Here is a 688-nt window from a genome sequence, read left to right as displayed (position 1 = left end):
CCTTGTCACCGGCATTGTCGACATAGTAGGTGTCATTGCCACCATAGCCGGTCATCGTGTCGGCGCCGCCGAGGCCGTTGATGAAATTGGCGCCGGCATTGCCCTGGATCGTCTGGGCAAAGCCGTTGCCTGTGAGATTGATTGCCGTCGTGCCGGACGGATTGCTGGTGGCGAGAAGCTCGATCTCCGACCCGGCCGCAAGCGCATGACTTACTGACGCGAGTACTTTATCGGTACCGCCGCCTACGGCCTCGATGACCTTGTCACCGGCATTGTCGGCATAGTAGGTGTCATTGCCACCATAGCCGGTCATCGTGTCGGCACCACCGCCGCCGTTGATGATGTTCGCGCCGGCGTTGCCTTGGATGGTCTGACTGAACTCGTTGCCGCTGAGGTTCATTGCCGTCGTGTCGGATGGATATCTTGCGGCGAGAAGCTCGATCTGGGTGCCCGCCGAAAGCGCATGGCTCACTGACGTGATCACCCGGTCGGAGCCGCCGCCCACCGCCTCGATGACCTTGTCACCGGCATTGTCGACATAGTAGGTGTCATTGCCACCATAGCCGGTCATCGTGTCGGCGCCGCCGAGGCCGTTGATGACATTGGCGCCGGCATTGCCCTGAATGGTCTGAGCAAAGCCGTTGCCTGTGAGATTGATTGCCGTCGTGCCGGACGGATTACTGGTGGC

At 60.8% G+C, this 688-nt stretch carries 1 pseudogene; it reads right to left on the bottom strand.

The annotated features are described in order from the left end of the window. A pseudogene (locus NKJ17_RS33925) lies at positions 1-688 on the bottom strand (calcium-binding protein); the annotation flags it as partial.

The organism is Mesorhizobium sp. M0208 (genome assembly GCF_040322015.1).
Taxonomy (GTDB): Bacteria; Pseudomonadota; Alphaproteobacteria; order Rhizobiales; family Rhizobiaceae; genus Mesorhizobium.
This window is presented reverse-complemented; position numbering and strand designations above follow the sequence as displayed.